Below are 25,648 nucleotides of genomic sequence, written 5' to 3' on the forward strand. Positions count from 1 at the left end.
TGGCCGGCGCGGCGAGCGGGAGACCGAACGCCGCGATGCCGAGCAGAGGCAGGAGTTTTCTGTTCATGGCTTCTCCAAGCCGGGGCCGCGCCGCGATGCGGTACCGCGTGCGCTATGCAGCCCCTGTGCCTTAGGGGAGGTGCGTCGGCCGGAGATGTTCGACCGGTCGCCGCGAAAACCTCACATCAGGCATTCGGAGCCACCCGGCGAAGGGTTTGGTCGGGTTTGGCCACATCGCGCCGGGGCCACTCGACGCAAGGCCTCCCGTAATGATCCCCGAGTCGGTGAAGACCGCCCCGCCGCGCCTCGGACCCATTTCGTGACCCATTTCGCTGACGTCACAAGCCACCGGCGTCAGGGGGCCGGCGCGGCGGCGGGCCGAGTCGGGCTGAGCGCCACGCACGCCAGCCACCTGCATGACCGGCCGCACCTCGCTCAATGACGGCCGGTCAGAAACACCGAGCGCAGCTTCAGACGGTCGCCGGCGGGCTTTCCGTGCGGGCGCAGCGTCCGGGAATCGCCTGTGCAGTCGGGCTCGGTGAATACCATCACCCACTCGTCGGTCTCGTTGTGCGGGGCGAAGGCAGGCTCGGAGGATCCGGGGTCCGCGACCTCGGGGAGCACGACGCAGCCGGGACTCGCGGGGTCGTGGAGGGTGGCCGACTGCGGCGTGCCGTCGAGCCCGACGAACCGGTAGGAGAAGTCACCGGTGGCGGCGCTCGCGGACACCGACTGCGTAAGGAGGAGTGCGAGAGCGCCGAATGCGGCGGCCGATGCGTGCCGAAGTTTCATGGCACCCGTTTCTATCGAGGATTCGGCGACTCCTCGGAGCCGGTTCCTGGCGAGCCGCCCTGGCTGCTCGTCCATCCCCTGGCAATGGCACCCCGATGCGGGATGTCACTCGCGCGGGTCCGGTGTATCGATTCTTCCTACTCCATGCAGATCGCCGAGCGGCGCGCCTGGTCAACGAGCCGAAGCCCCGGCGAGGCGTCGCCACCCATCACGACATCACACAGGCCGCGGAAGGGTGGCTGCCGGCACCGGGAGCGGGCCACGCCCTTTCGTCCCCCCGGCGTTCGCCCGCACCCGGTCCCGCAGGAGAGCAAGGACGATCAATACGTCTGGCCGGCCCGGTGGACCACCTCGCCCGCGACCACCACCGTCTCGGCCACCGTGCCCGGGATGCGCTCCGGGGCCACGGCCAGGATGTCCCGGGACAGCACCACGAAGTCGGCCGCCTTGCCCACCGTCAGCGAACCCCGTTCTTTCTCAAGGAAGTTGGCGTACGCCGAGCCCATCGTGTAGCCGTACACCGCCGTCGCGACGTCCACCGTCTCGGCCGGCTGCCACGGATCGCCGCCGCCCAGCGGGCGGCGGGTGATCGCCGTGTAGATCCCGATCATCGGGTCCATCTCCGCCACGTTCCAGTCGCTCGAGAACGCCAGCACCGCGCCGGCCTCGTACAGGCTCCGCATCGGCCAGGCCTTGTGCCAGCGGCCCTCTCCCACGTTCTCCGCCCAGTCCTGGCCGGGACCGGCGATCTCCGGCGCGCAGTGCCTCGGCTGCATGCAGGCCACCACGCCGAGCCCGGCGAAGCGCGACACGTCCGCCGGGTCCAGGCATTCCACGTGCACCACCTGATGGCGGGCATCCCGCGGGCCGTTCACCGAACGGGCGTGCTCCACCGCGTCCAGGACCGTACGGATGCCCCGATCGCCCGTGGCGTGCACGAAGCACTGGAAGCCGCGCGCGTCCAGCCGGGCCAGCAACTCCGCGAACTCCTCCGCCGGGTAGAAGGTCTCGCCCCGGTGCGCACCGCAGCCGGTGTACGGCTCCAGCAGCGCGGCCGTGCGCGGCTCGACCACGTCGTCGATGTACAGCTTGAGCGGACCCACCCGCAGGCGATCTCCCGTGTACGTCCGGGCCGCCGCCGCGAACGCGTCGAGTTCCTCGTCCGTGGTGCCGCGCGGGTGGAACAGCGCCGCCACGATCCGCGAGCGCAGCCGGCCCTCGGCGCGCGCCCGTTCGTACAGTTCCAGGTCGTCCAGGGAGTTCTGCGGTTCCACCACCGTGGTGATGCCGAAGCCGATCGCGTCGTCCAGGCTCTTGGCCAGCCGGCCGTACTGCCGGTCCGGCGAGGCCCACGGCACCCCGAGCTCGCGCAGCGCCCGGTGGCCGTCCCGGGAGAGTCCCTTGATCGCGAAGTCCTTGACGAAGCCGGTGGGTTCGCCGGTCTCCGGATCGAGGGCCGCAGTGCCGAAGGGCAGGTCGGTGCGGTCCTTCGCGACGCCCAGCCGGCGCATCGCCGCCGTGTTCAGCCAGGCCGTGTGCACGTCGTAGGAGAGCACGATCGCCGGGACGTCCCCGGTGACCGGGTCGAGGTCGGCTGCGGTGGGCATCCGGCCGCCGGGGATCGCGGAGTAGTCGAAGGTCTCGGCCTCGATCCACGCGGCGTCCGGATGGGCTTCGCGCCAGGCCCCGATCCGGTCGAGGATCGCCTCCAGGGTGCGCACCCCCGCGAGCTGTACGCACGCGTCGTCGGAGCCGAGCCGGACGTGGTTGTGGGCGTCGATGAAGCCGGGAAGCACCAGCCGACCGCCCGCGTCGATCCGTTCGGTGTCCGGGCCCGCCCATGCGGCGGCCTCCGCGTCCGGGCCGAGCCAGACGATCCGGCCGTCGGACACGGCCAGCGCCTCGGCCTCGGGGAGGTCGGGGTCGACGGTGTGGATACGGGCCCCGGTGAGCAGCAGATCGGCGGGGAGGGGGTGCGGCATGGTTGGTGCTCCTGTACAGAGATTGGCGGTGCGGGAGTGAGGGCGGGCGGGTACGTCCTTCTCGTGCACAAGGGGGCGCGCGAGGGGCGCACGTAGGCGTGGACGAGGGGCGTACGGGGCGAGTCGAGGGGCGCGGGATGCGAGTACGACGCGCTCAGACGGCAGGGGCGTACGCCGGGCGCAGCTTCCGCCGGGCGAGGGCCAAGTACGTGAGCGCGGAGACGACCGAGCCGAGCAACGTGAGGTCGGCGCCGCCGAGCGGGGCCACCAGCGGGCCGGTCCACAGCTCGGAGTCGCAGGTCAGCGCGGCAAAGGCCATGCCGGCGAGCAGTGCGGCCATGCCTGCGGGGTGGTAGCCGGCCCGGTACCAGTAGGCGCCGGCGCTCCCGGCGTGCAGTGCGTCGGAGTCGTAGTGGCAGCGGCGCAGCAGCATGTCGGCGAGGAAGACCCCGCCCCAGGGCGCGAAGACGATGATCAGCAGCGAGAGGAACGAGAGCAGCGAGGTGGTGAAGTCGGTCAGGAAGAGCGCGGCGAGCGATCCGGCCGCGGTGACCGCGGCGCTGATCACGATGGCGCGGGCGCGGCTCCACGGGATGCCGAGGACCTGGAGGTTCAGGCTGGAGGAGTAGAGGGTGATGATCGAGTTGGTGACGGAGCCACCGAGGACGAGGGCCAGGAACACCGGCTTGTACCAGCTGGGGAGCAGGCTCTCGGCCCCTGACACGGCATCGGTCATGTCGGTCTGGGTGGCGGCGGCGACCCCGGCGACGCCGAGGGCGACGGAGGAGACGAACCCGCCGAGGCCTCCCATCCAGGTGATCGACTTCAGCGAGGTGGTCCGGGGCAGGTAGCGGGTGTAGTCGGCGGGCATCGGCAGGTAGGAGAAGGGCCCGGCCAGCATCACGACGAAGGCCAGGCTCCAGCCGGACACGCCCGGGGCTGCGGCGCCGGCCGGGGCGACGGTCTCGGCGCCGGGCAGGACGAAGACGAGGAGCACGCCGAAACCGAGGGCGAGGACGTACGCCATCCAACGCTCGGCGAACTGGACGGTGGCGTGGCCCCACATCGCGACGGCGAAGGTGAGCGCGAGGGTGATCCCGAGGGCGAGGGCCCGCACCCCGGTCCCCGTGCCCAGGCCCGTCTCGGCGAAGAACACCTCCAGTGCGAGGGTGCCGACCACGGTGTTGACGATGGTGTAGCCGATGCTCACCACCCAGTTCAGGACGCCGGCCGGGAAGTTTCCGCGCACCCCGAAGGCGGCCCGGGAGATGACCAGGGTGGCGGTGCCGGTGCGGATGCCGCTGAGACCGGCGGCGCTGACCGCGAGGAAGGACAGTCCGCTGACAACGACCACGGCGGTGGCCTGCCAGAAGGAGAGGCCGAAGGCCACGGCGAGGGCGCCGTTGATCACGTAGGTGAAGGTGAGGTTGGAACCGAACCAGAGCCAGAAGAGGTCCCGGGCGCTCCCGTGCCGCTCCGCGTCGGGTATGGGGTCGATGCCGTGGGTCTCGACCCGGAACACCTCGTCGACGTCGGCCGTCGTGTCCTGTTGCGTCATGCGCCGTACCCCTGACTGTGGACCCACTGAACCTTGAACAACGTTCTAAGTTCTTGAATGGCATTCAAGATGCTTCGCCGAACGGGACCGCGTCAAGACCTCGCCCGGGATAAGGTCGGGCCACGAAGATCGGGAAGGCGGGCACGGTGGCCGGAGCAGCGGGGTCGGCGCGACGGCGTGACGGGCGGATCGCCCAGGAGCGAATGCTCGAAGAGGCCATGGCGGCGATCGCCGAGGGCGGCCTCGCGGAGCTCACCATGTCCGCGCTCGCCGAGCGCCTCGGCACCAGCGGCGGCCACATCCTCTACTACTTCGGCAGCAAGGACCGGTTGCTGCTGGCCGCACTTCGCTGGAGTGAGGACCAACTGGCGGCGGAGCGAGCACAGTTGCTGGAGCGCCGGGTCACCGCACACCGCAAGCTCGCGCTGTTCCTGGAGCTCTACCTGCCGCGCGGGCCCCGCGATCCGCGCTGGACCCTGTGGATCGAGCTGTGGGCCCGCACCCCCTCCAACGAGGACCTGCGCGCCGCCCAGCAAGAGATGGACGACGGCTGGCAGCGGGACCTGGAGGCCCTGCTCGCCAAGGGCGTGGCCCAGGGACGTTTCGCCGCCGGCCTGGACGTGGCCGCCCGCGCGTCGGAACTGCTCGCGCTGCTGGACGGGTTGAGCACCCGAGTGGTGCTCGGGCAACGCGGCGCCGACCGCGCCTCCTCCCTGAAGCACGCCGCCTCGGCGGCGGCACTTCTCGTCCCGCACACCTGAGGCTGTCCAGGGATGTTCCGTTCCGCCTCGGCCCACCCCGGGGCAACCCGACGCCCTCCTTCCACCTCGGCTCGCCCCGGGAGCAACCCGACACCCTCGCCACCCGGGAGGCGCCGACGACGACAGCCTGCCGGTGACCGAACCAAGGAGAAGACGGCCCAGGGGCCGCGCGCTGAGTAGTATTCCGGCATGGCGAAGACCACTGCGGGGAAGCTGGGCATCAAGGAGGGCGCGACCCTCCTGACGTTCGGGGCGCCGGCCGACTGGTCGTTCGGACCTCTTCCCTCGGCCGCCACCGTGGCCTCGGAGGCCAAGAGCCCGAACTTGGTGTTGCTCTTCGCTCCCGACGCCGCGACCCTCGACGCCACCGTCAAGAAGGCACTCGGCGCGGTCCCGTTCGACGGTCTGGTCTGGGTCGCCTACCGCAAGGGCGGCGTGAAGGCCGGTACCGACCTCAACCGCGACGTCCTGCAGGACCGCCTCTCCGGCCACGGGCTGGTCGGCGTCACGCTGATCGCTCTCGATGCGACCTGGTCGGCCATGCACGTCCGCCCGCTGGATCGGCCCGGCCGGCGCTGACAGCGCGCGACCTGGCGAGCGCCCGTGCCACTGCCGACTCTGCCACTGACGACTGAGGACTGACGACCGATCACAGCCGGTGGCAGAAAGCCCATGCAGGCCGATGCGACATGAGGTCCGACATGCCGCACCCCGACCGCCACCAGAGGCCGGAAGTACACCACTTCCCCACTGCCATCAAGACCATCCGCGAGATGCCGCACCGCAAAGCGGACGATAGGATGAAATCGCCATCAGTACGGCGTAGCGGCTGGCCCGCTGCCGCGGGTTTCGGAGCCGCCACGCCTCACCGGCCGCACCCTCAGCCCCCAAGGCAGGTTGAATGATGAACCGGACACGTCGTCTTGCAGCACTCACGCTTTTGATGGCCCCCGCTCTCGCGGTGGGCCCGACCCTCGCCGCCCACGCCTCGACCACCGCGGCCCCCGCCGCCGCGAAGTGCAACGTCGAGGTGGACTCAGCCGGTAAGTACCATCTGTGGGGGCAAGGATTCCCCGCCGGCACGAAGGTGACCTACTCCGGCTCCGCCTCGGGCTCGGTCTCCACCGACAAGTCGGGACGGTTCGACCTCGGCGGTCTCGCCGGAAGCAAGTACGTAGTCAAGTCAGCAGACGGCAAGACCACGGTCACCTGCACAGCGGTCCATCATTGAGGCCGCACGACCGACTGAGGGCCAGGTGGAGGAGCACCCTCTGATCTGGCCCCTTCGTCGTTCAGAGCAGTCGACGGGAATCCAAATGACGCAAGCCGCTCAAGTGGCCACAGCCATAGGCGAACTCCAAGACGCGTCTGCCGACCTTGTTCCCGACGATCTCCGGGACGCATAGCCTCCGCCCGTTCCGGCCCGGCCTGCCCGGCGCCGTAGCCACCCCGAGCCGGCGGCCACGCGTGGCGCCTGCCAGTTCGAGGTGGCCGAGACCTCCGACCCCAAACGCGTCCCCCGAACCAAGGCACGCACGGGCCGGCGCATTCGCGAGCGCCTTCCATACTGGATGCCCTCGCTCGGGCCACCGGCGGCCACCACCGCCTGCGAGCGGCCCGCCCGGCGACGGTCCGGGCCACGCCGGAATCAGCCGCCGCGACGATCGAGTCCGGATTCCTGCGGGACCGGCGGGTGGCAGGCGGCGCGGGCGTCGCCCTCCTCCGTGCGCGGCCAGTACCGCCCTTCGAGGGCCTCGGCGCTGCGGTTGAGCCGGACCAAGACGTCCTCCAGCTCCCGGATCTCCTCAGGGGACCAGTCGGCGACCACCCGCGCCAGGCAGGACCGGTTGATCTCACGGTCTCCGGCGAGCCGGCGCGCGCCTTCGGCGGTGATGCGCAGCTTGCGGGCCATGCCGCCGTCCGGGTCCGCGACGCGCTCGGCCAGTCCACAGCGCAGCAATGCGGCCGTCTGGCGGTTCACGGTCGAGGTGTCGAGCCCGAAAGCCTCCGCCAACTGCCCTATGGACATGGGGCCTTGGGTGTCGATTCGGCTGAGCAGCAGGTACGCCGACCGCTCCAGGCGTTCGGCGTCGCGCTCGCGCCGGGCCAGCACTTGGTGCCGCGAGAGCAGCATCAGCTCCCGCTCCAGTTTCTCCAGCACTACGCCTCCCACTCCCTCCGGCGCTCCATTATCGCGGACCAGTGGACCGGTGGGCCTTTTGCAGGGGCGGCCCACGGACGGCTCCGCGAGGACCGGCCACAATATGCATGATACATAGTGTGTGTACTATGCACTCCTGGTTGTCACCTCGACGAGCCACAGCCTCAATCCGGAGGACCCGCATGACCGTCACCACGTCCACCGCCTCCCGCGCGGCCGAGATCCTGTCCCGGCCCGTCACGCTGAACGGCCTGACCGTCCCCAACCGCATCGCGATGGCTCCGATGACGCGGATGTTTTCCCCGGGCGGCGTGCCCGGCGAGGACGTGCAGGCGTATTACGCCAGCCGGGCCGCCGCGGGTGTGGGCTTGATCGTCACCGAGGGCACCTACGTCGGTCACGAGTCCGCCGGGCAGAGCGACCGGGTGCCGCGGTTCCACGGCGAGGACCAGCTGGCGGGGTGGGCGAAGGTCGCCGCCGCCGTGCACGAGGCGGGCGGCACGATCGTGCCTCAGCTCTGGCACATAGGCATGGTGCGCAATCAGGGCGAGGCACCGTACGCCGACGCGCCCGCCGTCGGCCCCTCCGGCATCCGCGTCGACGGCACCGAGGGGACCGGCAAGGCGATGACCCGCGCCGACCTCGACGACGTCATCGGCGCGTTCGCCGACGCCGCCGCGGAGGCCGAGCGGATCGGCTTCGACGGCGTCGAACTGCACGGTGCCCACGGCTACTTGCTCGACCAGTTCCTGTGGGAGCGGACCAACCGCCGCACCGACGCGTACGGCGGCGACGCGGTGGCCCGTACGAAGTTCGCCGCGGAGATCGTGGCAGCGGTCCGCGAGCGCGTCTCGGCCGACTTCCCGGTGATCTTCCGCTACTCGCAGTGGAAGCAGGAGGCCTACGACGCCCGGCTCGCGCAGACCCCTGAGGAACTGGAGGCGATCCTGGCCCCGCTGACGACGGCGGGCGTCGACGCGTTCCACGCCTCCACCCGGCGCTACTGGCTCCCGGAGTTCGAGGGCTCGGACCTGAACCTGGCGGGATGGACCAAGAAGCTCACGGGCCGGCCGACCATCACCGTCGGCTCGGTCGGCCTCGACGGCGACTTCATCCGCTCCTTCGCCGGCGAGGGTGCGGCCCTCGGCGACATCGACAACCTCCTGGACCGCATGGAACGCGACGAGTTCGACATGGTCGCCGTCGGCCGGGCGCTGCTCCAGGACCCGCAGTGGGCGGCGAAGGTCCTCGGCAACCGTTTCGACGAGCTGAAGCCGTACGACGCGGCGGCGCTCAAGTCGCTCAGCCGGTAACCAGTAGCTGGTAGTCGGTGCCCGGTTCGGCTTATCGGAAGCCGGCGGCCATTCGGACGGCCGGTCCGCGAACGCCCCGCGACGTCAATGCGCCGACGTCACGGGGCGTTCGTGTTCCGGTCCGTACGGCAGTCCTCACCGGACGAAGCCGGTGGCCTCGGGTTCGCGAATCTGGGACCGGTCGATGCCCGACGCCTCCGCGAAGGTGGAAATCGCCGCCACAAGCCGATCCGGCACACCTCCTCGGCACGGTTCCGTGCGACCTCGCGCGGGCGGTGCCGGCGGCTGGGGGAATCGCAGACCCGGCGGCTCGCGTTGTGCCTCTTATGGCCGATGCATCCCCGTACGCGTACGGACACGACGTGTGCGGCCCGTCCACCGTTGCGACGGCCCGCGCACGCCTGGCGGCCGACCGCGCCGACACCCTCGCGCGGGCGGCCGCGCTGAGCCGTGATTTCGACGGGATCGTCGCGGCTAACGCCTTGGTCGCGGTCGACGACGAGCACGACCCCGAGGGTGGCAGCACCGCCTTCGAGCGAGCCCATGTGGCCGCCCTGATGGCACGGGCACGCGAGCACCTGAAGGAACTGGACCAAGCACTGGAACGACTCGAACGGGGACAGTACGGACAGTGCGAGGTTTGCGGCGGGAGTATTCCGCCCGAGCGTCTGGAGATCCGTCCGGCGGCCACCACCTGTGTGCGCTGCGCCGGGTCAGACCCGCGCAGAGCGCCGCGCCCCGCGTGACGTCGGATGCCTGACGCCTGCCGGTATCCGGCGCCCTGCCCGGCCCGATGCAGCGACCGCATAGCCGTGTCCAGACCCCGCGCCGGAGCTGGTGCGCGCCCTGGACACGGCTATGCGGAGGCTACGACCTCACCGGCCATGACCTGGGGAGGTTGAGGGAGAAGGGCAGCCAGCTTGTCGCGCACGAAGTCCGCCGCCCGCTCGATGGACTCTTCGGCGCCGGCACGGTCCTGGAAGACGCTGGTCGAAAGCATCACCCCGTTTCCGGCATCGACCCAGTAGTAGGCCACGAATCCGGGGACCTGGCGCATGAGCGGCACGAAGCCCTCTTTGACGAGGCGTCCCGCTTCGGCCGGGTCGGTCACCCCTTCATATCGCCGGACTGCTACGTACATGGTCGATCTCCTTCAACAGTTTTCGGCGTCGCCGTCGCCGTCGCCGCCGGCGTTCGCGTTGGGGTTGGCATTGAGTCGGTGTCCTACCCCGGCGATACGTGATTGCCTCGCGAGACACCCGGCAACCACCGGAAGGGCCCCCCTTGGTCATGCGAACGGTGGCTTCCATGGACCGCCCGGCCGGAGTTTGCCACCACTGCGCGCGCAGGCGGGCGCACGGACCTCGTTGGCCGGCGATATGCCGGCAGTCGCTTGTCAGGGGCGCCCGTGCCCAGCCGCGGAAGAATCCGGCGCGTAGTGAACCACTAAACTGCCAAGGCGCTGCCGCGCCCACGTCCATGCTTGATAGCACCTAGCCTGACCAGCGCGGATCTGTCAGGCAACCGAGAGGGCAAACCATGAACCACACGCTGCACGGAGACAACGTCGAGATCACCGACGCACTCCGCGGTCTCGTCAGCGAAAAGCTGGCCACGCTCGGACAGGGCACCGACACCACCAGCGCTCGCGTGGCCCTGAAGACCGACGGCTCGAAGCAGTCCGCCACGGGCACCCTCCAGGTGAACGGCCAAGACCTCACCACCATCACCGCAACAGCCTCCGACATGCGCACGGCCGTCGACCAACTCGTCAACAAGCTCTCCGCCCAGCTCAAGAGGCACAAGCAGAGGCAGCACGGACGCCCCCAGTAATAACGCCCGCCTGCGCATCAGCGGCGCGATGCACTGTGGACGCTCGACTCTCTGCCGGCGGCACGGAGTGCGCGCCGGAAGTCGCCGATGCCATCTGGTGCCGAGGCGCACTGGCCAGAAACGGTGACGATCCTCGATGACCGTCGGTGCTGGGAGCGGAGCGTCGGCCTCAGGGCTGCGGCCCGCATGTGATCGCGGTCGGTGACGAACCCACGCGGCCGCAGATCAAGCCCGTGCTCCGACACTCCGCACAGCCCCTCCATCACGGACATGCGAAGACGCTCGGCCGGGGTCCCGGCCGAGCGTCTTCGCATGTCTACCCGCTGGTGGCTTAGTACCAGTGGTTGGCCTGCCAGAAGTTCCAGGCGCCCACGGGGCTGCCGTAGCGGGAGTTCATGTAGTCCAGGCCCCACTTGATCTGAGTGGCCGGGTTCGTCTTCCAGTCGGAACCGGCAGAGGCCATCTTCGACCCCGGCAGGGCCTGGACCAGGCCGTACGCGCCGGAAGAGGCGTTCGTGGCGGTGTGGTCCCAGCCACTCTCGTGGGAGATGATCTTGTCGAAGGCGGCGAACTGGGCCGGGTCCTTGATCATCTGGTGCGCGATCGCCTTGGCGCTCGTCGGGGCCGCCTGAGCGGGGACCGTGGCGAGCATGGAACCGGCGACGCCCAGGGCGACGATGCTGCCGGCGAGGGTCTTCTTCGAAGCGGCGATGCGACGGATGACTGCGTTGGACACGGACGAACCTTCCGAAGGGGACAAGGGCGGTCGCGGTGCATGCCGAGGACATGCGTGAGCCACTCACGCGAGGGAGAGGGGTTCGTGGGCGGCGGGTGAAGCACCCGTGCCGCCCGGCGACATCAACCAGTTAGCCAGGCCCTCGCGGCCCTGGCAACGACCTCTGCTACTAGGCACTTTCATAGCTGGGCCTGGCGACCACTCACTGCTTTGACCTAGGTCCGCGCAGGTCAGCCCGGTCTCGGCGCACCGACTCGCACCTTTGTGAGTTACTAGCCACGTTCGTATGTGACGCGGGTCCTATGGGGCGAGTCACCACCGGAGCCCCCCAATCTCACCGTAAGTGACCATGCGACCCATTCAGTGATGGAAATCGAAGCGAGGCCGGCCGCGTGAGGTGCGGGGGCTCGGCCGCGACGGGGGCATATTGGTCGGCGTCCTCTACCTGCTCGTGCACAAGCGGTGTGCCAGGTCGAGCAGGCGAGCGACCGCACCGGGGAGCCCTGACGGCTGTATGGGCCGCCGGAGCCGCCGGATGGCGGGCGCTCGCCTCACGTTAGGCTTTCCCGCCTGCGGTGATGTGGAGCGAGGGGGCGCGGGGGCGTGAGCGGGACCGGTCAGATGCTGGCTTCGAAGTGGGACGCCGCGTACGGCGTCGTGGTGTTCATACGGGTCTTGCTCGGTCATCTGCCGACCTGGGCGAAGTCGACCATCTACGTGCTCCTTGGCGCCATCGCCCTCGGGGAGGGTTACCAGTGGTGGCGCGGGCGGAGGAAGGCCACCCGATAGCTGAAGCCGGGCGCTCGCGTGGGATGAGCCGCGCGCGAACCGCCACCCCACCCGTCACAACAGGACATGAGTAGAGAGCCGCATGCCCTATCACCTGCGATTCTTCTTCGAGGCCGGCGTTCCGCACACCCCGCTGTGGCCCGGCCCCAAAAACGATCCGGACATCGACAGCCCCTACGGCTCCCCCTGCGAACTGGAACGCCTGCCCATCAGCACAGCCACGCGGACCGAGCTGGAAAGACTCTGCCGGTGGTACCAGTCGTCCATCGACTGGGAGTACCCATCCGCCCCGTCACCGTGGACCCGGGAGCAACAGAACCTGTTCAGGCAGCAGACGGACGCCGCAGTGGACGCTCTCTGCCGCGAACTGGGTGACGACTGGATAGTCGAGGACCGGCGCGTCACCCCGTGACACGAAGGCGAAGGAGCACGCGGCCATCAAGACAGCCCCTGCAAGCGTGGCAGACAAAGCTCGTGCGGACTCAACGCAGTCAACCCAGGTCGACGCGCGCCAGCCTGGCTTGCACACACCTGACCTGCGGTGGAGGAGGACCGGTATCTCATGGCCCCAACGCTGTTTCCCCACCGCTCGGGGCCGGGGCGATGTATACCGAGACCTGGGTCGGCCTTCCGCCGGTGTATCGGGCTTCGGCGAGGCCGGCGACCACGTCGCCGAGGATGTCGAGCGCGATCCAGAAATCACCCTCGGCGCCCTCGACGGGCCGGGCGTCGGGCCACACGATAACCACGCGGGAAGCCTTGAGCTCATGGAGCCCGCCCCAGATCGAATCCGAGAGGGCGTCCCAAACCATCCCGAAGGTCCCGAGCGGCGGGTCCAAGACAAGTGTCTCCCGCACCGCCCCGAAGAACGCCTCCTTGTCGGTCCGCCCGGCGGTGGAGAGTGTGAACACGGGAACCTCCTGACGGGCGGCCTCATCGACTATCCCGGGAATGTCCGCGCCGGAAACCTCATGCAGCCCTCTAGTGATCACCATGCGCAGAACCGTAGCGGCAGGTCCTCCCGGTCCGGAGCGCGCCCGCTGATCAACGTACGAGCGGCTCGCGGCCGGGAGCCCAGCGGTTCGGTTGTCAATGCCACGGCACGGTAGACACCGCTTGCAAAGGAGCAGCCCCGCTACATGCACGACTTGTCGCCAGTCTGGACGACACGACACTGCCCCTGATCGTTCGAGTCGTCACCGACCGCCGGCAGGCGATTCGTTGCTCTCGGCAGCGGCGAGGCGCCAGCGCACCGCGGACAACTCGACGAAGTCGGGCCGCGAGGTGACGAACCCTACGGAGCCGGGTATGGCCTCGTCGGCCAGCCGGCCAATGTTCACAGGCGGTGGCCCTGGGCGGCGAGCCAACGATGGACAGCCGACTTGTCCGAGACGCTGATACGGGTGGGACCAGTGCGACTCGGACCCTCCTCCTCGTTGAACGCCGTCTCGGTGACACGGGCCGTCACCCAATCGGCCAACTCCAAGGCTGCTTCGGCCGACAGGCACCGGTGTTCCCAGTCCTTCGCGGCTTCGCGGGACGCGGGGGAATCATGCGACTCCGCCTCCCGCAGCCACACCGGCACGAGCCGTTCGACGACCTGCTCATCCGACGGCGCGGCGGACTCCTCACCTGATTCGCTCACCCTCATACGCTGACAGCTCAGACCACGACCCCCCGCTTTCACACTCCGCCCGATCCCCCTGATGCCACACCACGGACACTCCGAGCGCATCTGATTGGGGCTGTGGATCTTCGTACTTCAATCAGACCGGCTGGATCGCGATCTTCAGCGGTAGCGCGTGAGGAGCGCCAGGGCCCGGCGGGGCCAGGGGCAGGGGCCGCTGTGCTGTCAGCCTGCCTGCCCGGTGCGCAGCCGTCTCACATCCCGTACGAGCGTGTACAGGGCGACGAGGAATATCGCGGCTCCAGCCACGATCCACAGAGCCGATGCCTCCGAACGGAACTGGCGATTGGCAACGCCGAGCAGCATCATGCTGATGAGCAAGCCGCCGGCCGAGATCAGGGCGTTGATGCGAGTCATCACAAGGCCATCATCAACGACAACCTCAGCCGGCGGGTGTGATCTGACCGCCCTTTCAGCGGGCCCCGTGGGAGGCCCTCCGTCGTTCATCCCGCCCATCCGGCACTGGCACGGCATGGTAGAGCGGGAAGAGGCCCCCGATCGACCTGAGGGCCGCGGGTTACCACCTTTGCCTGATGTTCACGCCCGACGCAGTGCGGAGCGGCCCGCGAAGCGCGCCGAGTCGCCCAACTCCTCTTCGATCCGGATCAGTTGGTTGTACTTCGCCGTGCGGTCGGAACGGGAGAGCGAGCCGGTCTTGATCTGACCACAGCCGGTCGCCACCGCCAGATCCGCGATGGTGGTGTCCTCCGTCTCGCCCGAGCGGTGCGACATGACAGCCGTCCAGCCCGCCTGGTGTGCGGTGGTCACCGCGGCGAGCGCCTCGGTCAGTGTCCCGATCTGATTGACCTTGATCAGGACCGAGTTGCCGACGCCGGTGCGGATGCCCTCGCGCAGCAGGGTCTCGTTGGTGCAGAACACGTCGTCGCCGGTGAGCTGACAGCGGTCGCCGACGCGGGCGGTCAGCTCGCGCCAGCCGTCCAGGTCGTTCTCCGCCATCGGGTCCTCGATGGAGACGATCGGGTAGGCGTCGATGAGCTTGGTCAAGTAGTCCGCGTGCTCGGAGGGAGTGCGGCGCACCCCCTCGCCCGCGTAGTCGTACACCCCGTCGCGGAAGAACTCGGACGACGCCGGGTCCATGATCAGGCCGATGTCGGTGCCGGGGCGGTAGCCGGTGCGCTCGATGGCGGTCATGACGAAGTCGAGCGCCTCCTCAGCGGTACGCAGCGCGGGCGCGAAGCCACCCTCGTCGCCGACGCCCGTCGAGTGCCCGGAGGCCAGCAGATCGCGGCGCAGGGTATGGAAGACCTCGCTGCCCATGCGGACGGCTTCGGCGAAGGTGTCGGCGCCCACGGGTACGATCATGAACTCCTGGAAGTCCAGCGGATTGTCGGCGTGGGCACCGCCGTTGACGATGTTCATCATCGGCAGCGGCAGGAGGTGGGCATCGGCGCCGCCGAGGTAACGGTAGAGGGGACTGCGGTGTGCCGCCGCGGCGGCCTTTGCGGCGGCGAGCGAGACGCCGAGGATCGCGTTGGCGCCGAGCCGGGACTTCGTGGCGGTGCCGTCGAGGGCGACCAACGTGGCGTCGAGACCCGCCTGGTCCGTCGCGTCCCGGCCGCGCACGGACGCCGCGATCTCGCCGTTGACGTGGGCCACCGCCCGGTCGACGCCCTTGCCGTGCCAGCGGGCGGAGTCCGCGTCGCGCAGTTCCACGGCTTCCCGGGCACCGGTGGAGGCGCCGGAGGGGACAGCCGCGCGCCCCAGGGAGCCGTCCGACAGGACGACGTCGACCTCGACCGTCGGGTTGCCGCGGCTGTCGATGATCCGGCGGGCGATGACGGTCTCGATGGCGGCGTCGACGGTTCCGACTGCCTTTGCGGACATGGGAGTTCCTTCCCGTTGTCGTGTGCCGTGGCTTCCGCTGCGACAACACTGGCGCATGGCCCGACAGCACCAAACCCTACAGCAATACTGTCCAGTTTTGCTGTACAGAATCGCTGTGCAGCATTGCTGTGCAGGTCAGGCGCACAGCAACGCCGGCCAGCGGGTTAGAGTGCCCTATGCCCACGCCGGAAGCCGCCGCCATCGCCGCCGAACTGCGCACCGCGATGGGCAAGCTCACTCGACGCGTCAAACACGAGGACCGCATCCCGCTGGGTCAGGTCGCTGTGCTCGGCGCACTCGATCGCGACGGAGCCATGACCACCAGCGACCTAGCTGCCGATCAGCGCGTACGCCCGCAGTCGATGGCCCGGGCGGTGGGGCTGCTCATGGAACAGAACCTGATCACCCGCCGGGCGCACCCCACCGACGGCCGCAAGTCGCTGGTCGAACTGTCGGACGCGGGCCGGGCCGCGCTGGAGGCGGAGCGCCGGCGCAGGGTGGGATGGCTCGCCCAGGCCATCGAGGCCGAACTCACGGATGAGGAGCGGCTGTTGCTGGCACGGAGCGCCGCCCTGCTGGAGCGGCTCGCCTGCCGCTAGCGCCCCGAGGGGCGGTGTTCGCCCGGCGCATTCCCCCCCATGCCTCGGATCCGGGCTAGGCGGTTTCGTTTGGATCACCGGGCGGACCAAAGGAAGATGCCCGCAACATGTAGCCTGCCAGGTAGCTAGTCGCCGTCTTCTCGTAGCGGGTGGCGATGCCGCGCCACTGCTTTAAGCGGTTGATGCATCGCTCGACCGTGTTGCGCCGCTTGTAGGTCTCGCGGTCAAAGGCTGGTGGCCTGCCACCCCAGCTGCCTCGGCAGCTGCCTCGGCGCAGCCTGTGGCCCCGCTGGTCCGCCGGAACAGGGATCACCGCCCGGATACCGCGCCTGCGCAGGTGCTCGCGGACGGCGCGTGACGAGTACGCCTTGTCGGCCAGGACCAATCCGCGCCCACTGCGCGTCAGTCAACGGCACAACGAGACCAACGATCAGATGATCTGAAAGAAGCGGGCCTACCATCCTTCTCATGGGGACAGTGATCTTGACAGTCGGTCTGGCCTTCGCCGGTTACCTGGCGACGTACGTCAATGGGCTGAGGCTCGCGCAGCGACAGTCCCGGCTCACCCGAGTGAACCAGCAGTTGAGCGACTTCTAAGGCCCACTCTTCGCACTCATGGAGGCCAACACTCGCGCCTATGAGGGATTTTGCGAGAGGTACGCCCGCCCTGATGGGGTACATCCCTTCGACCACGACGTTCCCCCCCACCGAGGAGGAGCTCGCCGAGTGTCGCACCTGGGCCACGACTGTCTTCCTGCCCAACATCCAGAAGATGCGCGACGTGGTCGTCACCAAGGCCGACCTTCTCATCGAGGAGGAGGTGCCGCCTGTCCTGCTCGAACTGTGCGCTCATGTCTCCGGCTACGAGATCACTGCAGCGCGCTGGGCATGTGGTGAGTTCGGCGAATACAAGTCCGTCATCCAGTTCCCGGGGCCGGAGCTGAAGGAGTACACCACCACGCGCTTCGCGCGACTCAAGAAGGAGCAGGCTGCCCTTCTCGGTCGGCGCCGGTGACATCCGGCCGGGACTGGGCGTACTCGCAGATCAGAGATCGGATGCTCCGAAAGAAACGCCCTAGTCCGGCCCCGCCGGTGTTCTGGATGTCGTACGCCGCCACAAGGCGGACCTGCGGTCCCTCCTCGCGGAGCTGCCGGCCGGGACCGGCCGGAGCTGGCCGACCAGTTGCTGCTTTTGGTCGAGGGGGCGACAGCGGTGGCCGCCGTCGCCCCCGGTCCCGAACCGGCCCATCGCGCCCGCGCCGCGGCGTCCGTCCTGGCGGCAGCGGCCAAGGCGTGACGGCCCGATGGCGCGATGGCCCGATGGCGCGATGGCCCGACGCGGCAGGCACAGACCGCCGGTGGCGCAGCCCCGAACCGGGACCTGGGCCCGGGCCCGGAGCCGAGGGGTCCCGGGGCAGGCCGCCGGCTCCGGCACGTGTCGACGTAGGTCGCCGGCCGGAGCATCACGCGAGAGGCGAGACTCGAACCAGGGAGTTTCGAGGTCAGTCGCTGGACAGCGCCTGGAGGAGGTCGCCGACCTTGGGGTCGGGCAGCGCGCGGGCGACATCGGCCTGGGCGACGATGCCCACCAGGCGGTGCCCGTCGATCACCGGAAGCCGGCGCACCTTGTGCGAGGTCATCGTGCGCAGGATCTCCTCGGCGTCGTCGTCGGCGCCGATCGTGACGGCCTCGCCCTGCGCGAGGTCACCGGCCTTCACCTGACCCGGGTCCTTGCCGACGCCGAGAACCTTGACCACGATGTCACGGTCGGTGAGCATCCCCTTGAGCTTGTCGTCCGTCCCACAGATGGGCAGCGCGCCGACGCCCATCCGCGTCATCTTCTTCGCCGCCTCCAGCACCGTCTCCTCGGCACCGATGCACTCGGCGCCCTCGGTCATGATCTCGCGAGCCGTCGTCACCACAGCACTCCTTCCATCAACGGATGCGGCCCCGCCCTCCGAGCGGCGCCGCCAGGACGCACCAGATGTGCCCCGACCGGCGAACGCGTAACGACGCACCACCGAACAACCACCCCGTAGTGCATGATCCTCACCCATTGACCAACGAACCGGGTGGGCTCCGCGCGTCTCGTCCACACCCGCCCGGCGCCGGCGCTGGTCGTCCGCGGACGTCAGCCGAGCCAGACGATGTCGATGACGTACAGGCGGCCGCTGGGCCGGTTGATGAAATAGACGGCCGTCAGCTGCCCGACGGAGGCAGACCGTATGTCCTCGCCTTCAGGGTCACGGCTGTCGAAGGCCGCGAATGACCAAGGGTCACGGGAGGCGAGGTCCAGGACATCGCGGACCATCTCCACAGCGTGGTCAGGGAGCGCGGTGAGCACCTTCGCTGCCTGAGGGGAGAGCCGGGCAGGCCATGCGCTCACGGACGTGCCCCGAGAACGTCCGCCAACTCGACTCCGTCGGAGTCGTCCAGCCCGGAGGCGATGAAAGCATCGACCGCCGAGGCTGCCGCCAGGCGGCCCTTCCAGGCGCGGACGACCTGGTGGAGCGGGGTGAGGCTGTAGCTGTGCCGAGAGTCTTCCAGCGCCTGGGTCCAGTCCCGCTCGAACGCCGGCACCCACTGTGCGGCCCGGGGCGTCTCCCGGACCCGGGCCAGGAGCTCCGCGGCCGCGGTGGGAGCGGGGGCCGGGGGTGGTGCGGGCGCGTATTCGGGCTGGGCGCTCATGGGCTCCTCCAAGTGTGTCTCCCGACCACGGTACCGGGCCTGGTAACGCTCCATGGGGGATCGTGTGTTGTCCTTCGTGCTGCCGGATCGGGTGGCGGAGAGCCGGATCGGCGGGGTCTCGTGAAAGGAAGTCTGCGGCGGCCTGCGTGCGTGGACGAGGTGGAGGGATCAGTGCGTCCCGGCGGTATCGGTCCGCCGTTCGGGCGCGGTGTTCCGTCCGTCAGCCGCACGGGTCCAGCCGGACCGCACCGGCGCGAGACCCGGCGGACGCGACAGCAGGGCGCGCCGTAGCGCCTGGGGTCCGTACGCATCGTCGGGACGGACCCACGCGCTGACCGGCGACGGCGTCCCCGGCTCGGAGAACGGCGGCGTGTCCTGCCCGCAGCGCGCTCCTTCCGGGGGCAGCGCGCCGGTGGTCATGTACCGGACCACATGGTGCTTCACACACGCGCTCGGGTTGTCGAGCGCGGTGTGCCCGTAGCCGTCGAGCGTCAGCAGCCTGGCCCGGGCGAGTTCCGCGGCCATCGCCTGCCCGGCGCGATAAGGGGTGGACGGGTCGTACACCGAGTTGACCACCAGCACCGGGTGCGCGGTGATCCGGTTCCAGGGGCCCGTGTACGGGTCGGCGGCCCGGGCCGGCCACACGGCACAGGGCTCGTTCGCCCATACCCACCACCGGGCGAGCGCGCCGGACTCCTTCACCGCCTGCTGCTCCAGTACCGCGTACCGCTCGGGCGACGCGGGGTTGGGGCTCTCGGCGCACAGGACCGCCGGCGACTGCTCGAAGCCGGGGTAGCGAGCGGCCCCGGCCAGCTCCAGCGGCTCCGCCGGCGTCCGGCCCTGCCACAGCGACTGCAGGGTCGCGGCGGTTCCGCTCCAGCCCGGGTGCACGGTGTAGAGGCCGCCCCGGACCTCGCTCACGGCGCGGGCGTACGTCCAGCTCCCGATCGGCCGCTTGGCAAGGCGCGCCAGCAGTGTGTCGTACTTGGCCCGGGTGGAAGCCGGACTGCCGGCGGAGAAGGGGCAGCGGGACATCGGCGCCCGGCCGCAGAGATCGAGGAACTGCCCGAGCGTGGCGGCGGAGCCGAGGTGCGAGCCGAGGCGCAGGAACGTGTTCCGCCCGGGCTCGGCGTCCGACCCGTGATTCACCCATGCCTGAGGGTCGACATTCCCGTCGAGGACGAGCCGCCCGACACGGTCGGGGAACAGGTTCGCGTAGGTCGCGCCGAGGAGGGTGCCGTACGAGATGCCCCAGTAGCGCAGCCGGTCCTCGCCCACCGCCCGGCGCAGCAGATCCAGATCGCGGGCGGTGTCGGCGGTCGAGATGTGGCGCAGGAGCTCGGGGTCCCGCCGCTCGCACCGTTGCGCCAAGTCGGCGTACGCGGCGGTGTACGCCCGCTGTTCTCGCCCTCCGACCGGGAAGGGTGGGAGCTTCTCGTGCCAGGAGGTGGCCTGCGCGGCGGTGTCGAAACAGCGAGCCGCTGTGCTCTGGCCGACACCGCGCGGGTCCCAGCTGACGATGTCGTAGCGGTCCTTCAACTCCGGGGGGAACTTGCGGTACAGCTCGGGCAGTCCGAGGGTGCCGGGGCCGCCTGGGCCGCCGGGGTTGAAGAACAGCGACCCGGCGGCGTGACCACGGCCTGCCGCCCTGTGACGGATCACCGCCAGGTCGATCATCCGGCCCGCGGGGGCGGCGTGGTCGAGGGGCACCTTGGCCACCGCGCACTCGAAGCCCGCCTGCGCCGCTCGCAGGCACGGCCGCCAGCGCAGTACGACGTCTGCGTCGGCGTCGCCGCTGCCCGGTCCCCCGGCCCATGCGGGCCCGGCAGCCGACACCAGAGCGAGCAGGTACCCCGCCAGCAGGGCCGCAGCGCCGCGCAACGACAGCGACGTACCGCTCGTGCGCCCTCCGGTCGTTCGCATCGCCGACCCCTTAGCTGTGGGAGACCGGCATACGCAGGGCGCGGGCCTCGTGTGTCATGACATCGGCGGCCGGTTCGCCGGGCAACCGGCGCGCGTCCGAACGGGTTCAGGCACTGTTCATGTGCGTCCTGGCTTCCCCTCCCCCCTTGAGGAAGCTCCGAGCCGGGTTGAGCCGTTCGGACCAGCCGAGATGTCGTCGTACCGGGGCCGGGCTAGCTTCTGCAGACATGACAGCCATACCGAACGCCCCTGGTTCATCGCTCGCAGCGGAGACCGAAGCCGAGGCAGAGGCGGGAGCCGCCTTCGGGCCCGGTGCCACCGGCAATGGCACCACACGCCGGGCCCTGCTTGTCGCCGGAGTCGGGGTGGGAGCCGGACTCGCCGCAGGCTGCGCTCCGGCCGGTGTGTCCGCCGCGGCCGCGCCCTCTGCCGGCGGCTCCGCCTCACCCGGCGGCGCCACGAACGGCGCCACCCCCGGTGCCATGACGCTCTTCAAGGATCCGGCGTACAACTTCAACGGCCTCCTCGCCCTCGGGGCCGCCGGCGCCGGCAGCAGCGAGGTCGGTGAGGTGCTCACCGCCGTGAACGCCATCAACGGCGCCGGCCTCTCCGCGCAGAGCTACGTCGACACCTTCCGCAAGCTCGGCGACCAGCTACTCAAGGCGCCTCCCGGCGCGCCGGCCGACAGCCAGACCAAGCGGTTCCGCGCCCTGCGTGCCGCCCAGTACTACGGCCAGGCGCTGTTCTTCGTCCTTGGATCCGACGACCCGGGCAGCGAGGAGAAGCTGTACAGATCCGGGCGCGCCGCCTGGGACGCCTTTTGCGACCTGTGTGAGCCCGCCGCGGTCAAGGCCACCGTCCCCTACGGCACGACACCTCTTCCGGTGTGGTTCTTCCGTCCTGACGAGTCGAACACGCCGCGCCCGACGGTGATCCTGACCAACGGCAGCGACGGCCAGAACGTCGACATGTGGACCTACGGTGTGCCCGCCGCTCTCGAACGTGGCTGGAACGCCCTCGTCTACGACGGGCCGGGGCAGGGCCAGTTGCTCTTCGTCGACCGGGTGGTGTTCACCCCCACCTGGGAGAAGGTGGTGAGCCCCCTGATCGATTGGCTGTCCGCCCGGCCCGACGTGGACCCTCGCAAGATCGCCCTGACCGGCCTGAGCATGGCGGGAGACCTCGCGCCCCGGGCCGCGGCCTTCGACAACAGGATCGCGGCACTCGTCGCCATGCCCGGCTGTGTCGAGCCGTGGCTCGGCTTCCCACCGGAGATCCGGCAGATCCTCACCCCCGACAAGGAGAAGACGAACGACATCTGGAACAAGGAGGTCGTTCCCGAACTGCCTGCCGATGCCGCCGCCGTCATGAAGAAGCGCTTCGAGCCCTTCTCCGTACCGGCCATGCTCGACGCGCGCCAAGGCAAGCTGTTCACCGACTTCTACACGCCCGCCACCCGCGTCCAGGCGCTCTCGATCACCTCCGTCGTCAGCCGCATCAAGGCCCCCACACTGGTCCTGGACTACGACGACGAGCAGTTCTACCCGGGCCAGCCGCGCCGACTGTACGACATGCTCACCTCGCCCAAGGACTATCTGAAGCTGACCGCAGCGGAGGGCGCGCAGCTCCACTGCTCGCCGATGGCCCCGCAACTTCACTGTGAGGTCGTCTTCGACTGGCTCCAGAAAACCATTGCGGGCACGTGACGCTTCCGGCCGGGCGATCGTCAACTTCGTGGAGTTACGCCGCACGTAATGACACTTCCTGCCTCCGTGAGGAGACTCCGTGACCGACACGCCCCGCCGGATTCTGGTGACCGGTTCCGCCGACGGCCTTGGACTCGCCGCAGCGCGTTCGCTGCTGTCAGCGGGACACGAGGTGGTGGTGCACGCCCGCAATCAGGAACGCGCTGCCGGCCTCGGACCACTGCTGGAGCAGGGGGCGGGGCTCGTGGTCGGCGACTTCACCGACCGCGAAGCCGTACGGCGCATCGCCGCGGAGCTGGACGACGCACGGCCCCTCCACGCGGTCATCCACAACGCCGGCGTGTGGAGCGGCCGGCCGGTCATGCCGGTCAACATCATCGCGCCGTACCTGCTCACGGCCCTGCTGCGTGCACCGCGACGGCTGGTGTACCTGAGCAGTGGCTCGCATTTCGGCGGCCACCCCCACTCCTCACTGGCCGGCATCGACTGGGGCGGCGAGCACCCGGGCTCGTACGCGGACAGCAAACTGTTCGTCACGGCGCTCGCCGCCGCGGTGTCCCGCCTGCGCCCCGAGGTGCTGAGCAACGCCGTGGACCCGGGCTGGGTGCCGACGAAGATGGGAGGCCCGAACGCCCCGGACGACCTCGAACTGGGCCATCGGACACAGGAGTGGCTGGCGTCGAGCGACGATCCCCAGGCCCTGACGAGTGGCGGATACTGGTATCACCGTCAGCGGCGGGAACCACACGCGGCGGTCCACGACCACGGGTTCCAAGACCGCCTCCTGGAGGCGCTGGCGCATGAAACGGGCGTCTGCCTGTGAGCGGTCCGGCCCGGTGCTGTGGCCAAGGGAGCGTGGTGGTCGCACCCCGGTGTCGGGACCGGAATCCGCGGTGCCCCGACGCGCGACGCGCCGCTACGCTGCACCGCGTGATCCACTCATACACGAGCCATGACGACACCGGAGTCGCGATAGCCGCGGCAGGCGCCGGAGCGGAGGTGGTGCGCAGTTTGTACGGCCGGCGGCTGGCCCGCGTCGACAAGGGCGCCGGCGACTTCGCCACCGTCGCCGACGTCGAGGCGGAGAAGGCGATCCTCGACGTGATCCGGGCCGCCCGACCCGATGACGCGGTACTCGGCGAGGAGGGCGGCGAGCAGGGCGCCGCCGAGGCCGCGCGCCAGTGGCTGGTGGATCCGCTGTGCGGCACGCTGAACTACGCCGTCGGCAACATGCTGGTGGCCGTGAACGTGGCGCTGCGAGGCGGGGCCGCGGCGGTGGCCGACCCGTTCAGCGGCGAGGTGTTCTTCACCGACGGCGAGACGGCCACGGTGCGACGCGACGGGGTGGACACGCAGCCGGCGCCCACGTCCGCCACCCGGCTGGTGGACGTCAACCTCGATCCGCCGTTCCCGAGCGCGCCCCGCCTGCGGGCGGTCGACCTGCTGGCCCACCCCGGGTTCGTGGGCCGGTTCCGGCCGCGCGTGGTGTCCACGACGCTCGCTCTGGCCTGGGTCGCCGCCGGCAAGCGTGCCGCGTACGTCACCGATGGCGGCGACCTGTCCGGGAGCGTCCACTTCGCCGCCGGTATCGCCCTGTGCCGGGCCGCCGGCTGTGTGGTCACCGGGATCGACGGCGCACCGGTCGGAGAGGCCGGCCGCGGACTCGTCGCGGCCGCCGACGCCGAAACCCACGACCTGCTGATGTCGTTGATCGGCGGCAGCCGAGGCTAGCGAAGAGGACGAACCCGACCCCATCGTCAAGAAGACGGCCGAACCGCCGCGTATCTCGACCTACTTGAGCGCCGTCCCACCCGAGTTGTGGTAGGCGATCGTCTTGTTGATCAGGTTTGCGCCGTCGGTCTCGATCGAAGTCTGTTCCTCCTGCCCCGCGCCGAACAACAGGCCGGCGATGTGCGCCTTCGCCACTTGGTCCATGTGCGCGAAAAACCAATCCACCTTGTCGTCCTTGTAATGGTTGAGGGTGTTGTTCTGAGCCATGTTGCCCACCGGGATCTGCCACAAGACCACCGGCTTGCCAACGGACTCGGCCATCGCCTTGTAAAATCCCAGCGCCGCGGCGGCCTTGTGGTCGGTCCAGAAGTTGTCCTGGCCGCCGTGGGCCGGCTGTGCGTACCAGCCTGCATCCCGGTCCGAGACATCGGCGACCAGGAAGTCGGCGTTCTGTGCCCCGAGGTTCGCGTAGTCCTTGGCGCATCCTTGTGTGTTGCTCTGCCAGTCCCAGCAGGAAAGGCGCATCCCCACGGTGGTGCTCGGCGCGTATTTGCGCGCCATCGCGATCATGCAGCGGGTGAGTCCGGCAGCGCTGTTTTCCTGCGATCCGCAATCCGTCGGATTCGCGCCCGACACCTGCGCGGCAACCTGGTGCGGGTTCCCGAGCGACCGGACGTAGCCCCAAAAGTCAGGCTCAAGGTCGATCATGTCGTGCGAATTGCCGATCTTCTGGAGGAAGAAACGGTAGTCGTTTATGTACCGGGTGAGTAGGTCGACCCTGTTGATGGCCTTGACCTCGCCCGGGCCGCCGCCCGAGCCTGCCAGATCCCCGAGATCGCGCAATGAGTACCAAGTCCAGAAGGACTTCTGCGGACGCGGGCTGCCCTTGTAGGTCGCCTGGGCCACATGGGCGTCTGACCAGGTCACGTAAGCGCCGGGCGCCGTGGTGCTGCCGGACCAGCAGCCCCACCAGCTCGTCCACGCTTCCTGGCAGAGCGTCGCCGAATAGTAGGCAGACGAGGGCGCGGGCCGGCTGTGCACATAGGCGTACCGCACGTCGAACGGCGCGGCGGTCGCCGAGGCGTCGGCCATCGAGCCGCCGATGAGCACCGTGTTGCTCCCCATGAACCGTGTCGTCGAGCTGCCGCCACCGGCCGCAGGAGACGAGGTCGACGACGGACGGGGGCCGCTCGAACGGCTTGTGGGAACACTGCCGGCCGTCGCGGTGGGAGTGCCGGCGTTGCCGACGCTCCTGGCCGGGACGAGTTGCCACTGCTGGTTGGCGCCGCCACGGTCGCGGTCCTGGACGATGTCGCCCCCGCCGGCCTTGGCGGCGTTGTGGACCTCGACGGCCATGCCACTGAAGCGATTGATCAAGCGCACGTAGCCGTCCGAAGACTGCGCCAGTTTGAACTGCTGGTTGGCGCCGCCGGTACGCGCCCACTGCACCACCGCCGCACCGTCGTTCGTGGCATAGGCGCGGTCATCCAGCGCCTTGCCGCTGTCACGGTTGACCAGCACGTACCACGTCTTCGGGTCCACGG

General features: G+C 69.7%; 28 protein-coding genes and 2 pseudogenes. 13 read left to right on the plus strand and 17 right to left on the minus strand.

All coding sequences use genetic code 11. The features are described from left to right. Positions 1-435: 435 nt before the first annotated feature. The 3 genes from ACV7NM_RS02070 to ACV7NM_RS02080 form a co-directional block, all read right to left on the minus strand. Positions 436-792: a hypothetical protein gene (locus tag ACV7NM_RS02070; protein ID WP_463408577.1), complete on the minus strand. Its 357-nt coding sequence runs from the start codon at positions 790-792 to the stop codon at positions 436-438. A 320-nt stretch (positions 793-1,112) separates the two neighbouring features. After that, positions 1,113-2,774: an amidohydrolase gene (locus tag ACV7NM_RS02075; RefSeq protein WP_463408578.1), complete on the minus strand. Its 1,662-nt coding sequence runs from the start codon at positions 2,772-2,774 to the stop codon at positions 1,113-1,115. 154 nt (positions 2,775-2,928) lie between these two features. Continuing rightward, a complete protein-coding gene (locus tag ACV7NM_RS02080) occupies positions 2,929-4,332 on the minus strand; it encodes a purine-cytosine permease family protein (protein ID WP_463408579.1) in 1,404 nt (467 codons plus the stop codon). Positions 4,333-4,535: 203 nt separating this feature from the next. Here ACV7NM_RS02080 and ACV7NM_RS02085 point away from each other — a divergent pair, with 203 nt between their 5' ends. From ACV7NM_RS02085 to ACV7NM_RS02095, 3 genes are all read left to right on the plus strand, one after another. After that, complete coding sequence (locus ACV7NM_RS02085; RefSeq protein WP_463413807.1) at positions 4,536-5,093, plus strand: TetR/AcrR family transcriptional regulator; 558 nt, start codon at positions 4,536-4,538, stop codon at positions 5,091-5,093. Positions 5,094-5,282: 189 nt separating this feature from the next. After that, the gene (locus ACV7NM_RS02090) at positions 5,283-5,672 is read left to right on the plus strand and encodes a hypothetical protein (RefSeq protein ID WP_463408580.1); all 390 of its coding nucleotides are present in this window, start codon (positions 5,283-5,285) and stop codon (positions 5,670-5,672) included. Between the two features lie 364 nt (positions 5,673-6,036). Beyond that, entirely contained in the window at positions 6,037-6,324 is a 288-nt protein-coding gene (locus tag ACV7NM_RS02095) for a hypothetical protein (RefSeq protein WP_463408581.1), read from the plus strand. Positions 6,325-6,741: 417 nt separating this feature from the next. Here ACV7NM_RS02095 and ACV7NM_RS02100 read toward each other — a convergent pair whose 3' ends face one another. Next, positions 6,742-7,227 (minus strand): MarR family winged helix-turn-helix transcriptional regulator, encoded by a 486-nt coding sequence (locus ACV7NM_RS02100; protein WP_463413808.1) that lies wholly within the window; start codon positions 7,225-7,227, stop codon positions 6,742-6,744. 209 nt (positions 7,228-7,436) lie between these two features. On the opposite strand from ACV7NM_RS02100, the gene ACV7NM_RS02105 reads away from it, so the two are divergent. Further along, positions 7,437-8,567 carry an NADH:flavin oxidoreductase gene (locus tag ACV7NM_RS02105; RefSeq protein ID WP_463408582.1) on the plus strand — a complete coding sequence of 377 codons (1,131 nt, stop codon included), beginning with the start codon at positions 7,437-7,439 and terminating at the stop codon, positions 8,565-8,567. 326 nt (positions 8,568-8,893) lie between these two features. Next, positions 8,894-9,313, plus strand: coding sequence for a TraR/DksA family transcriptional regulator (locus ACV7NM_RS02110; RefSeq protein WP_463408583.1), 420 nt, complete (start codon positions 8,894-8,896; stop codon positions 9,311-9,313). Positions 9,314-9,423: 110 nt separating this feature from the next. Here the strand turns inward: ACV7NM_RS02110 and ACV7NM_RS02115 are convergent, their stop codons facing one another. Continuing rightward, positions 9,424-9,708, minus strand: a complete 285-nt coding sequence (locus ACV7NM_RS02115) for a hypothetical protein (RefSeq protein WP_463408584.1) — start codon at positions 9,706-9,708, stop codon at positions 9,424-9,426. A 398-nt stretch (positions 9,709-10,106) separates the two neighbouring features. Here ACV7NM_RS02115 and hpf point away from each other — a divergent pair, with 398 nt between their 5' ends. Continuing rightward, positions 10,107-10,400, plus strand: coding sequence for a ribosome hibernation-promoting factor, HPF/YfiA family (hpf, locus tag ACV7NM_RS02120; RefSeq protein ID WP_463408585.1), 294 nt, complete (start codon positions 10,107-10,109; stop codon positions 10,398-10,400). Positions 10,401-10,731: 331 nt separating this feature from the next. On the opposite strand, the gene ACV7NM_RS02125 is transcribed toward hpf, so the two are convergent. Beyond that, positions 10,732-11,136 (minus strand): aggregation-promoting factor C-terminal-like domain-containing protein, encoded by a 405-nt coding sequence (locus ACV7NM_RS02125; protein ID WP_136215757.1) that lies wholly within the window; start codon positions 11,134-11,136, stop codon positions 10,732-10,734. Between the two features lie 603 nt (positions 11,137-11,739). On the opposite strand from ACV7NM_RS02125, the gene ACV7NM_RS02130 reads away from it, so the two are divergent. Beyond that, the gene (locus ACV7NM_RS02130) at positions 11,740-11,925 is read left to right on the plus strand and encodes a hypothetical protein (RefSeq protein ID WP_463408586.1); all 186 of its coding nucleotides are present in this window, start codon (positions 11,740-11,742) and stop codon (positions 11,923-11,925) included. An 82-nt stretch (positions 11,926-12,007) separates the two neighbouring features. Further along, positions 12,008-12,337, plus strand: coding sequence for a hypothetical protein (locus tag ACV7NM_RS02135; RefSeq protein ID WP_463408587.1), 330 nt, complete (start codon positions 12,008-12,010; stop codon positions 12,335-12,337). Between the two features lie 148 nt (positions 12,338-12,485). On the opposite strand, the gene ACV7NM_RS02140 is transcribed toward ACV7NM_RS02135, so the two are convergent. The 5 genes from ACV7NM_RS02140 to eno all read right to left on the minus strand — a co-directional run bounded on the left by ACV7NM_RS02140 (position 12,486) and on the right by eno (position 15,457). Next, a complete protein-coding gene (locus ACV7NM_RS02140; protein WP_463408588.1) occupies positions 12,486-12,920 on the minus strand; it encodes a barstar family protein in 435 nt (144 codons plus the stop codon). Between the two features lie 201 nt (positions 12,921-13,121). Then, complete coding sequence (locus ACV7NM_RS02145; protein ID WP_463408589.1) at positions 13,122-13,265, minus strand: hypothetical protein; 144 nt, start codon at positions 13,263-13,265, stop codon at positions 13,122-13,124. Then, complete coding sequence (locus ACV7NM_RS02150) at positions 13,262-13,570, minus strand: hypothetical protein (protein WP_463408590.1); 309 nt, start codon at positions 13,568-13,570, stop codon at positions 13,262-13,264. The genes ACV7NM_RS02145 and ACV7NM_RS02150 overlap by 4 nt, the downstream gene beginning before the upstream one ends. Before the next feature lie 207 nt (positions 13,571-13,777). Further along, the gene (locus ACV7NM_RS02155; protein WP_463408591.1) at positions 13,778-13,969 is read right to left on the minus strand and encodes a hypothetical protein; all 192 of its coding nucleotides are present in this window, start codon (positions 13,967-13,969) and stop codon (positions 13,778-13,780) included. A gap of 180 nt (positions 13,970-14,149) precedes the next feature. Beyond that, the gene (gene eno / locus ACV7NM_RS02160; protein ID WP_463408592.1) at positions 14,150-15,457 is read right to left on the minus strand and encodes a phosphopyruvate hydratase; all 1,308 of its coding nucleotides are present in this window, start codon (positions 15,455-15,457) and stop codon (positions 14,150-14,152) included. 176 nt (positions 15,458-15,633) lie between these two features. Here eno and ACV7NM_RS02165 point away from each other — a divergent pair, with 176 nt between their 5' ends. Beyond that, positions 15,634-16,056, plus strand: a complete 423-nt coding sequence (locus ACV7NM_RS02165) for a MarR family winged helix-turn-helix transcriptional regulator (protein ID WP_463408593.1) — start codon at positions 15,634-15,636, stop codon at positions 16,054-16,056. A 74-nt stretch (positions 16,057-16,130) separates the two neighbouring features. Here the strand turns inward: ACV7NM_RS02165 and ACV7NM_RS02170 are convergent. Further along, positions 16,131-16,438, minus strand: a pseudogene (locus ACV7NM_RS02170) (transposase); the annotation flags it as partial. A gap of 86 nt (positions 16,439-16,524) precedes the next feature. Here ACV7NM_RS02170 and ACV7NM_RS02175 point away from each other — a divergent pair. After that, a pseudogene (locus tag ACV7NM_RS02175) lies at positions 16,525-17,071 on the plus strand (hypothetical protein). 487 nt (positions 17,072-17,558) lie between these two features. Here ACV7NM_RS02175 and ACV7NM_RS02180 read toward each other — a convergent pair. The 4 genes from ACV7NM_RS02180 to ACV7NM_RS02195 all read right to left on the minus strand — a co-directional run bounded on the left by ACV7NM_RS02180 (position 17,559) and on the right by ACV7NM_RS02195 (position 20,667). Beyond that, positions 17,559-17,975: a CBS domain-containing protein gene (locus ACV7NM_RS02180; RefSeq protein WP_463408594.1), complete on the minus strand. Its 417-nt coding sequence runs from the start codon at positions 17,973-17,975 to the stop codon at positions 17,559-17,561. Positions 17,976-18,187: 212 nt separating this feature from the next. Then, complete coding sequence (locus ACV7NM_RS02185) at positions 18,188-18,442, minus strand: hypothetical protein (protein WP_463408595.1); 255 nt, start codon at positions 18,440-18,442, stop codon at positions 18,188-18,190. Then, positions 18,439-18,744, minus strand: a complete 306-nt coding sequence (locus ACV7NM_RS02190) for a DUF6247 family protein (protein WP_463408596.1) — start codon at positions 18,742-18,744, stop codon at positions 18,439-18,441. Before ACV7NM_RS02190 ends, ACV7NM_RS02185 begins: the two co-directional genes overlap by 4 nt. Positions 18,745-18,912: 168 nt before the next feature. Beyond that, positions 18,913-20,667, minus strand: a complete 1,755-nt coding sequence (locus ACV7NM_RS02195) for an alpha/beta hydrolase (protein ID WP_463408597.1) — start codon at positions 20,665-20,667, stop codon at positions 18,913-18,915. A gap of 227 nt (positions 20,668-20,894) precedes the next feature. Between ACV7NM_RS02195 and ACV7NM_RS02200 the strand changes: the two genes are divergently transcribed. The 3 genes from ACV7NM_RS02200 to ACV7NM_RS02210 all read left to right on the plus strand — a co-directional run bounded on the left by ACV7NM_RS02200 (position 20,895) and on the right by ACV7NM_RS02210 (position 24,104). Continuing rightward, positions 20,895-22,373, plus strand: coding sequence for an alpha/beta hydrolase family protein (locus ACV7NM_RS02200; protein WP_463408598.1), 1,479 nt, complete (start codon positions 20,895-20,897; stop codon positions 22,371-22,373). A 79-nt stretch (positions 22,374-22,452) separates the two neighbouring features. Then, complete coding sequence (locus tag ACV7NM_RS02205; RefSeq protein WP_463408599.1) at positions 22,453-23,196, plus strand: SDR family NAD(P)-dependent oxidoreductase; 744 nt, start codon at positions 22,453-22,455, stop codon at positions 23,194-23,196. Between the two features lie 107 nt (positions 23,197-23,303). Further along, positions 23,304-24,104 carry an inositol monophosphatase family protein gene (locus ACV7NM_RS02210; protein ID WP_463408600.1) on the plus strand — a complete coding sequence of 267 codons (801 nt, stop codon included), beginning with the start codon at positions 23,304-23,306 and terminating at the stop codon, positions 24,102-24,104. 60 nt (positions 24,105-24,164) lie between these two features. Here the strand turns inward: ACV7NM_RS02210 and ACV7NM_RS02215 are convergent, their stop codons facing one another. Further along, a complete protein-coding gene (locus tag ACV7NM_RS02215; protein ID WP_463408601.1) occupies positions 24,165-25,646 on the minus strand; it encodes an RICIN domain-containing protein in 1,482 nt (493 codons plus the stop codon). Positions 25,647-25,648: the final 2 nt, after the last annotated feature.

Source organism: Streptomyces sp. Tek67B01 (assembly GCF_055231995.1).

Excerpts from the sequence above, each read along its gene's own strand:
- ACV7NM_RS02070 (WP_463408577.1), bottom strand. The coding sequence starts at position 792 with ATGAAACTTCGGCACGCATCGGCCGCCGCATTCGGCGCTCTCGCACTC.
- ACV7NM_RS02075 (WP_463408578.1), bottom strand. The coding sequence starts at position 2,774 with ATGCCGCACCCCCTCCCCGCCGATCTGCTGCTCACCGGGGCCCGTATC.
- ACV7NM_RS02080 (WP_463408579.1), bottom strand. The coding sequence starts at position 4,332 with ATGACGCAACAGGACACGACGGCCGACGTCGACGAGGTGTTCCGGGTC.
- ACV7NM_RS02085 (WP_463413807.1), top strand. The coding sequence starts at position 4,536 with ATGCTCGAAGAGGCCATGGCGGCGATCGCCGAGGGCGGCCTCGCGGAG.
- ACV7NM_RS02090 (WP_463408580.1), top strand. The coding sequence starts at position 5,283 with ATGGCGAAGACCACTGCGGGGAAGCTGGGCATCAAGGAGGGCGCGACC.
- ACV7NM_RS02095 (WP_463408581.1), top strand. The coding sequence starts at position 6,037 with ATGGCCCCCGCTCTCGCGGTGGGCCCGACCCTCGCCGCCCACGCCTCG.
- ACV7NM_RS02100 (WP_463413808.1), bottom strand. The coding sequence starts at position 7,227 with ATGCTGCTCTCGCGGCACCAAGTGCTGGCCCGGCGCGAGCGCGACGCC.
- ACV7NM_RS02105 (WP_463408582.1), top strand. The coding sequence starts at position 7,437 with ATGACCGTCACCACGTCCACCGCCTCCCGCGCGGCCGAGATCCTGTCC.
- ACV7NM_RS02110 (WP_463408583.1), top strand. The coding sequence starts at position 8,894 with ATGGCCGATGCATCCCCGTACGCGTACGGACACGACGTGTGCGGCCCG.
- ACV7NM_RS02115 (WP_463408584.1), bottom strand. The coding sequence starts at position 9,708 with ATGTACGTAGCAGTCCGGCGATATGAAGGGGTGACCGACCCGGCCGAA.
- hpf (WP_463408585.1), top strand. The coding sequence starts at position 10,107 with ATGAACCACACGCTGCACGGAGACAACGTCGAGATCACCGACGCACTC.
- ACV7NM_RS02135 (WP_463408587.1), top strand. The coding sequence starts at position 12,008 with ATGCCCTATCACCTGCGATTCTTCTTCGAGGCCGGCGTTCCGCACACC.
- ACV7NM_RS02140 (WP_463408588.1), bottom strand. The coding sequence starts at position 12,920 with ATGGTGATCACTAGAGGGCTGCATGAGGTTTCCGGCGCGGACATTCCC.
- ACV7NM_RS02155 (WP_463408591.1), bottom strand. The coding sequence starts at position 13,969 with ATGACTCGCATCAACGCCCTGATCTCGGCCGGCGGCTTGCTCATCAGC.
- eno (WP_463408592.1), bottom strand. The coding sequence starts at position 15,457 with ATGTCCGCAAAGGCAGTCGGAACCGTCGACGCCGCCATCGAGACCGTC.
- ACV7NM_RS02165 (WP_463408593.1), top strand. The coding sequence starts at position 15,634 with ATGCCCACGCCGGAAGCCGCCGCCATCGCCGCCGAACTGCGCACCGCG.
- ACV7NM_RS02190 (WP_463408596.1), bottom strand. The coding sequence starts at position 18,744 with ATGAGCGCCCAGCCCGAATACGCGCCCGCACCACCCCCGGCCCCCGCT.
- ACV7NM_RS02195 (WP_463408597.1), bottom strand. The coding sequence starts at position 20,667 with ATGCGAACGACCGGAGGGCGCACGAGCGGTACGTCGCTGTCGTTGCGC.
- ACV7NM_RS02200 (WP_463408598.1), top strand. The coding sequence starts at position 20,895 with ATGACAGCCATACCGAACGCCCCTGGTTCATCGCTCGCAGCGGAGACC.